The sequence below is a fragment of the Alcaligenes phenolicus genome (genome assembly GCF_032063905.1).
GTDB lineage: Bacteria > Pseudomonadota > Gammaproteobacteria > Burkholderiales > Burkholderiaceae_B > Alcaligenes > Alcaligenes phenolicus.
On sequence record NZ_DAMBOE010000001.1, the window covers coordinates 384,430 to 391,533 of the forward strand.

General features: G+C 58.2%; 6 protein-coding genes. 2 read left to right on the top strand and 4 right to left on the bottom strand.

Translation table 11 applies throughout. From position 1 onward, the window contains the following. Nucleotides 1–318 precede the first annotated feature (318 nt). Nucleotides 319–1,605, top strand: a complete 1,287-nt coding sequence (gene eno, locus U2949_RS01730) for a phosphopyruvate hydratase (protein WP_009456510.1) — start codon at nucleotides 319–321, stop codon at nucleotides 1,603–1,605. Between the two features lie 45 nt (nucleotides 1,606–1,650). Then, nucleotides 1,651–1,956 carry a cell division protein FtsB gene (gene ftsB / locus U2949_RS01735; RefSeq protein ID WP_026483075.1) on the top strand — a complete coding sequence of 102 codons (306 nt, stop codon included), beginning with the start codon at nucleotides 1,651–1,653 and terminating at the stop codon, nucleotides 1,954–1,956. A gap of 224 nt (nucleotides 1,957–2,180) precedes the next feature. Here the strand turns inward: ftsB and U2949_RS01740 are convergent, their stop codons facing one another. From U2949_RS01740 to U2949_RS01755, 4 genes are all read right to left on the bottom strand, one after another. Continuing rightward, nucleotides 2,181–3,008, bottom strand: a complete 828-nt coding sequence (locus U2949_RS01740; RefSeq protein ID WP_321285808.1) for a hypothetical protein — start codon at nucleotides 3,006–3,008, stop codon at nucleotides 2,181–2,183. Between the two features lie 79 nt (nucleotides 3,009–3,087). After that, on the bottom strand, nucleotides 3,088–3,999 hold the full coding sequence (gene hslO, locus U2949_RS01745; RefSeq protein ID WP_009456504.1) for an Hsp33 family molecular chaperone HslO: 912 nt from the start codon (nucleotides 3,997–3,999) through the stop codon (nucleotides 3,088–3,090). 43 nt (nucleotides 4,000–4,042) lie between these two features. After that, nucleotides 4,043–4,561, bottom strand: a complete 519-nt coding sequence (locus tag U2949_RS01750; protein ID WP_026483072.1) for an RDD family protein — start codon at nucleotides 4,559–4,561, stop codon at nucleotides 4,043–4,045. Nucleotides 4,562–4,777: 216 nt separating this feature from the next. Beyond that, complete coding sequence (locus U2949_RS01755; RefSeq protein WP_257722856.1) at nucleotides 4,778–6,127, bottom strand: THUMP domain-containing class I SAM-dependent RNA methyltransferase; 1,350 nt, start codon at nucleotides 6,125–6,127, stop codon at nucleotides 4,778–4,780. Nucleotides 6,128–7,104 lie beyond the last annotated feature (977 nt).

Here is a 7,104-nt window from a genome sequence, read left to right on the forward strand (position 1 = left end):
CCTAGTCTCGGAATTTCTGGTGATAATAAACACGTGCCGGTTTCGATCAGGATGAAGGCAGGGTCTTGAATCCAGGCTTTTTTCCAGCTTTCGGGACCAGACATGGCACGGCTGTGTCATGGGCAGGTACAATCCTGTTTTAGCAGGAGGGCAGGGGGCGCTGATTGCACTATAGCTGTCGCGCTTGCTGATCTTTTCAACTTCCAGGCTAGGCGCCTTTTCAAGCTGATTTTCACATCGGTTTACGGCGATACGCCCGGCAGCAGGATTGTTTAACTTATCTAGCTTAATGCTACTTCAGGCAGGACTGTCAAAATCATGAGTGCAATCGTAGATATTATTGGCCGCGAGATTCTGGACTCCCGTGGTAATCCAACGGTGGAGTGTGATGTATTGCTCGAATCGGGCGCTATGGGGCGTGCCTCCGTTCCATCTGGTGCATCCACTGGCGCTCGCGAAGCGTTGGAGCTGCGTGATGGTGACAAGAGCCGTTACCTGGGCAAAGGTGTTTTGCGCGCTGTCGAGAACCTGAACACAGAAATCTCCGAAGCCCTGATGGGTCTGGATGCTCAAGAGCAAACCTTTATCGATCGCACCCTGATCGAGCTGGACGGCACCGAAGACAAGAGCCGCCTGGGCGCTAACGCCATGCTGGCTGCCAGTATGGCTGTGGCCCGTGCCGCTGCTGATGATTCGGGTCTGTCCCTGTACCGCTACTTCGGTGGCAGTGGTGCCATGGCCATGCCCGTGCCGATGATGAACGTCATTAACGGTGGTGCACACGCCAACAACACCCTGGATCTGCAAGAATTCATGATCATGCCCGTGGGCGCCAAGAGCTTCCGCGAATCGCTGCGCATGGGTGCAGAAGTATTCCACACCCTGAAAGGCCTGATCCACGATCAAGGTATGTCCACCGCTGTGGGCGACGAGGGTGGTTTTGCTCCTAACGTGGCCAACCACGAGGCCGCTATCGAACTGATCCTGCGCGCTATCGAACAAGCTGGCTACGAGCCCGGCACCCAGATCGCTCTGGCCCTGGACTGCGCCGCTTCCGAGTTCTACCGCGACGGCAAATACCACCTGGCTGGCGAAGGCGGCGTGTCCCTGAGCTCGCAAGACTTTGCCAATCTGTTGGCCAACTGGTGCGACAAGTACCCCATCATCTCCATTGAAGACGGCATGGCCGAAGACGATTGGGACGGCTGGCGCATTCTGAGCCAGCAACTGGGCGACAAGATCCAGTTGGTTGGTGACGATTTGTTTGTAACCAACACCAAGATCCTGAAGAAGGGCATTGAGCTGGGTATCGGTAACTCCATTCTGATCAAGATCAACCAGATCGGCACCCTGACCGAAACCTTTGCTGCCATCGAAATGGCCAAGCGCGCTGGTTACACTGCTGTGATTTCGCACCGTTCGGGTGAAACCGAAGACTCCACTATTGCGGACATCGCTGTGGCAACGAACGCCATGCAGATCAAAACAGGCTCCCTGTCCCGTTCCGATCGCATGTCCAAGTACAACCAGTTGTTGCGTATTGAAGAAGAATTGGCAGAAGTTGCTACCTTCCCAGGTCGCGAAGCGTTCTATAATCTGCGCTAATTCTGTTTGATGAACCGGGTCGGAAGACCCGGTTCTTATATCGCCATGCGCCTTATCGTCCTGCTTCTGCTGTGCCTGACCCTGGTAACCCATTACGCTTTATGGTGGGGTAAAGGCGGTTGGCTGGATGTACGGCAAATGCAGACCAAGCTGGTCGCGCAAAAAGAAACCAATGAAGCCCTGACGGCGCGTAACAACGCCTTGTTGGCCGAGGTTCAGGATTTACGCTCGGGTACCCACGCAGTTGAAGAGCGTGCCCGCAGCGAGTTTGGCATGATGCGTGAAGGCGAGATCTTCGTGCAGATTGTGCCTCCCGGTGGTTCGGCTGCTACGACAAGTAGCCCACGTTAAGAAGTAGCGCGCAAGGCGTTGCTGGAACGGCTGTTCAGCCAGTTCATTTCTGATCATTCTTCTCCTTGTTCCCTTCACTGCCCCGACTACGGCCACAACTGCTTATTGCGGCGACTGTACGTCTGTTTCCCGCTTGGGTCAGGAATGCGTTGATCGCGTCCTATGCTGCCGCCGCCCGCCGCCCGCCGCCCGCCGCCCGCCGCCCGCTCTGGCTGGCTCGGCGATTAGTAGCAAGCAGGGTTTGGAGGTGAGTAGTCAGCTCCTCCTGAGCCTGGTGTGGGGGTGGCAGGCCCTGGAGAAGGGGAAGCATCACCTGATCCTTGAGCAGGGCCATCCCATGATGGCAGACGGCCATCCCCGTCCGTTGATGGCGGTTCTGCTGGCTCCAGGTCTGTGGACCAGCCTGTTTGGGAAACTGGCAAGGCAAGCTCATTTTCAGTCTGCTGGGCATAGATGACTCGACCATCATCCAAGTCATCCCACTGCACGGCATCAGACTGCATGGGGTGTCTGATTTCCAGGCGTAGCCAGACCGCTGCAGACCCTACCGGGCCAGGCATGCTGGCAGCAAGCTTGGGTAGCAGGCGAAGCAAGGAAAGAGGGCCCGGCTTATGGGCATAGAGCAGGTACAAGTGCAATGTGTTGGCCTGGTAGATGCTGGGGCCGCCGTGGCTGGCTTGATCCGCTTGTTGCGCCTGCCAGCCCTGGGTAATGCTTGTACGCCCCTCATGAAGCCGGGAAGGCCTGCCATGCAGCATAAAAGCCTGTGGTGAGGGCGACAGAATCTGGATCTGCCATTGATCGTGCAGTGGCACTTTGGCAGCAGCCAGTGTTTGGCTGAATGCCAGGTCAATGGTTTCAGGCTGGGCATGATGCACGCTGGCCTGACGAGCTGCCTGCAACAGGCCGTGCTGCAGGCGTACGCGCAAGGAGTACAGCGTCAGCACGTCCAGCACTAGCCAGCTCAGCAGGATGATCGCAAGCAGGGCGCCCATGATGTGAGCGCCTGCCAAACCGGATTGATGCTGGGGTGAAGAAAAAGAATCAGCCATGATGTTGCCATCATGGCTGACTGTCTTTTAGTTCGGTAGAAGGACTTGTGCGGGCGTAGTCCCTCGTAGTGGTTTCTGCTTAGTGCAGGGTATCGTCACCCGGTTGGGTATCGCCCTTGTCGACAAACAGGGACGCGCAATCAATTGCGTCGTACTGATAGGGCTTGCCGCAGAAGTTGCAGGACACATTGATGGTGTCCTGTTCTGCCAGCATTTGCTCGATTTCTGCCCGGCCCAGCATGCGCAGCATATTGCTGACGCGTTGACGGGAACAGGGGCAATGCCAGCGCACGGACTGAGGCTCAAAGACTTGCAGGTCTTCTTCCCAGAACAGGCGGTGAATCAAGGTGTCGCTATCGAGTTGCAGCAATTCTTGTGTCTGGACGGTGGAGCCCAGCGCCAGGGCGCGTTCCCAGGTGTCCAGGTTTTGCGCCAGGCTGTGGCCGCCTTGGGGCGGGATACGTTGCAGCAACAGCCCTGCACAACGGTTTTCGTCGGCGGCTAGCCACAGGTGGGTATCCAGTTGCTCGGAGGTGCGCATATAGGTTTGCAGAACCTCGGCAACGGTCTCGCCTTCCAGAGGCACCACGCCTTGGTAGGGACGGAAATCCTTGCTGCTTTGACGCGGGGCCAGTACTACGGTGAAGCGGCCTTGGCCTTGCGGGTTCAACAGGGTTTGCAAGGTGCCGGTTTGGGGCACGGGATGGTTCTCACGCAGCGACACCGTTGCGCGTATGTCCATGTCCGACGTGCATTCCACCACTAGCAAGGCGATCGGGCCGTCGCCCTGGATTTGCAAAATCAGGGAGCCGTCAAACTTGAGGTTGCCCGCCAGCAGTACCGAAGCGGCTACCAGCTCGCCCAGCAAGTCGCGGATGCAGGCAGGATAGTGCTGGTGTTCCAGACCCATTTGCCAGGCTTGCTCAAGATGAACAATCTGGGCTCGTGTGCTTTGGTCGGCGAACAAGTATTTTTTTAAAATGTCAGTCATGACTTTGCTGTACTACTAAAAAATGAAGAGGCAGCCTGCCTGCTCAGGTGGCTGCCGAAGTAACACGGGTAGGGCGCGCATCGATCAGGCGAGTCTTGCTAAGACGGTCGTGCAGGAACTGCTGGTCTTTGTCGAACCAGGTCCAGATGAAGTTCAGAAAAGGCGTAAACACGATAAGCAGGTCCGTGGACGCATAGCCTGTGTAGCCAGACAGAAGCTGAACCAGCAAAGCTCCCAGCAAGGGTAGGGGCCATAGCAGAATATAACGCAGCAGCAGGGTACGCAGGGCAGGAATCTGACCTTGCTCGTCTACCAGTCGCATATGCCAGGTTTTCATGGGCAGGGTCTGGCCCACTTTGCGCCAGCACAGCACGAAATAAATCCCCAGCGCAATAAATAGAACGACCTGACGCACATGACGCAGATCCAGGCCGCTACGGCTTTGGGTCAAGGTATCAAACAGATAGCCGGTGGTGAAAATAACGCCAAACAGCAGGATGGATTCATACATCATGCAGGCAAAGCGTCGCCAGCGGCCAGGAGTAGTGAAAGTGGGTGTCATGGTGCGTCTTGAGGCAGGGAAGACTGCCATTATCGCGTATATCGCTGCCTAACGGAATGCTGCCGGTTCGGGGCTGGAACAGAAGGCCTGGAGTCGGGCTGGCCCCAAAAGGGTGGAAAAGTACTCAAGATAGATGGGGGGCTTATCCCAATAAACAAGGGCCAAGCCATTTTCATGGACTTGGCCCTTGTCGCCTTGTGCAAGACGGCTTGAGGCTTATTCGGCGCTGGCCGAGTCTTCGCTGGCGTCCGAGGCTGTCTCGTTATTGCGATAACTGGCCGGAACCATGTCAAAGCAGAACAGACGGCAATCCAGAGCACCGTTGTACAGCGGGTAACGACGCTTGGGCTTGAGGCGCATATGACGTGGCAGCTCCAGGTCGCTGCTGATCATGTTCACACTCCAGTTAGCGAAGTTTTGCTTGAGGTTGCTGGCCCAGTTTGGCCAGAAGTCCTCGTCCTGATGTTCCAGGCGCTCGCCGTAAGGAGGATTGGTGACGATCCAGCCGGCTTCCGTTTCTGGACGAATCTTCAGGGCATCGCCTTGCTCGAAGCGAATCGTCTCCAGCGTCAGGTGCGAACGTTCCAGGTTGGAACGGGCCGCATCCAGAACGGTGGGGTTGATGTCGTAGCCAATCAATGGAGTATCCAGACGAGGAGCGATCATGGAACGCGCTTCGTCTTTGATATCACGCCACAAACGCTGGTCGTGGCAGCGCAGACGCTCGAAGTGGAAGGGACGCCAGATGCCGGGAGGCGCGCCCAAAGCCATCCAGGCGGCTTCGATCAGAATCGTGCCACTACCGCAGAAGGGGTCGATCAAAGGCTTGCTGGGGTCCCAGCCAGACAGGGCCAGCAGGCCGGCTGCCAGGTTTTCACGCAAAGGCGCATCGCCCTTGTCATGACGCCAGCCGCGCTTGAACAGGGACTCGCCACTGGTGTCCAGATAGAAGGTGGCACTGGTCTCGTCCAGGAACAAATGCACCTTGGCATCCGGGCGTACGGTATCGATGGAAGGACGTGCACCTTCCAGATCACGCAGGCGGTCACAAATTCCGTCTTTGGCGCGCAGATTGCAGTACTGCAGGCTTTGCATGGGGCTGCGTACCGCCGAGGTATCGACACGCAGTGTCTGCTCGGGGCCGAACCAGCGTTCCCAGGGAGTCACGCGGGCCAGGGCCAGAATGTCCTCCTCGTTGGTGACAGGAGCGTGCGAGACTTCCAGCAAAATGCGTGTCGCCAGTCGCGAGGACAGGTTGGCACGCATGACGCCGATCCAGTCCGCGTCAAAATGGCAACCCGCACGGCCGGTTTGGACGTTCTCATAGCCCAGTGCTTGCAGTTCCAGCGACAGCGCCTCCTCCAGCCCTTGCGGGCAGGGAGCAAACAGACGGTAGCGTTCCCCTTGCAGGGCCTTGACCTGGACGCGCTCGTTTTGCTCGATATTGCTATCGGGCAGGCGCTGACCAGGCTTGGGAGCCTGGGGGCTGTCTACACGCTGAATAGGCGAGATGTATTGAGGAAAGGCATCGGAGTCACCGGCTGGGCTAAACAGCTTGCTGGGCATTTTGCCGGCAGGGGTACGCTCCGAAGATTCCTTGTCGCCCTTGAAGGCTGGGCGCTCGCGGCGTTCACCCGAGAAATTGCGGCGCTCGCCCGTTTGAGGGCGGCTGTCGCGGTCACGATTGAATGCAGGGCGTTCACGACGCTCACCGGAGAACTCACGACGTTCGCCTGATTGGGGGCGGCTGTCACGGTCACGGTTGAATGCGGGACGTTCACGACGCTCGCCGGAGAATTCGCGACGTTCGCCCGATTGGGGACGGCTGTCGCGGTCACGGTTGAATGCTGGTCGTTCGCGGCGTTCACCGGAGAATTCGCGACGTTCGCCCGATTGCGGACGGCTGTCACGATCGCGGTTGAATGCAGGACGTTCACGACGCTCACCGGAGAATTCGCGACGTTCGCCGGATTGTGGACGGCTGTCGCGGTCACGATTGAATGCAGGGCGCTCACGACGTTCACCGGAGAATTCACGACGTTCGCCCGATTGTGGACGGCTGTCGCGGTCGCGATTGAATGCGGGTCGTTCACGGCGTTCGCCCGAGAATTCCCGACGTTCACCGGAGAATTCATGGCGCTCGCCGGATTGTGGGCGGCTGTCGCGATCACGGTTGAATGCAGGACGCTCACGGCGTTCGCCCGAGAATTCCCGACGTTCACCGGAGAATTCACGACGCTCGCCCGATTGTGGGCGGCTGTCACGATCGCGATTGAATGCGGGTCGTTCACGGCGTTCGCCCGAGAATTCCCGGCGTTCACCGGAGAACTCACGACGTTCACCCGATTGTGGGCGGCTGTCACGGTCGCGATTGAATGCGGGTCGCTCGCGACGTTCGCCCGAGAATTCCCGGCGTTCACCCGAGAACTCACGACGCTCACCCGATTGTGGGCGGCTGTCGCGATCACGGTTAAATGCGGGACGCTCACGGCGTTCACCGGAGAATTCGCGACGTTCGCCCGATTGCGGACGGCTGTCACGAT

What these genes read in the sequence shown, in the direction of transcription:
- U2949_RS01750 (WP_026483072.1), bottom strand. Translation starts at nt 4,561, where the DNA reads ATGACACCCACTTTCACTACTCCTGGCCGCTGGCGACGCTTTGCCTGC.
- U2949_RS01755 (WP_257722856.1), bottom strand. Translation starts at nt 6,127, where the DNA reads ATGCCCAGCAAGCTGTTTAGCCCAGCCGGTGACTCCGATGCCTTTCCT.
- U2949_RS01740 (WP_321285808.1), bottom strand. Translation starts at nt 3,008, where the DNA reads ATGGCTGATTCTTTTTCTTCACCCCAGCATCAATCCGGTTTGGCAGGC.
- eno (WP_009456510.1), top strand. Translation starts at nt 319, where the DNA reads ATGAGTGCAATCGTAGATATTATTGGCCGCGAGATTCTGGACTCCCGT.
- hslO (WP_009456504.1), bottom strand. Translation starts at nt 3,999, where the DNA reads ATGACTGACATTTTAAAAAAATACTTGTTCGCCGACCAAAGCACACGA.
- ftsB (WP_026483075.1), top strand. Translation starts at nt 1,651, where the DNA reads ATGCGCCTTATCGTCCTGCTTCTGCTGTGCCTGACCCTGGTAACCCAT.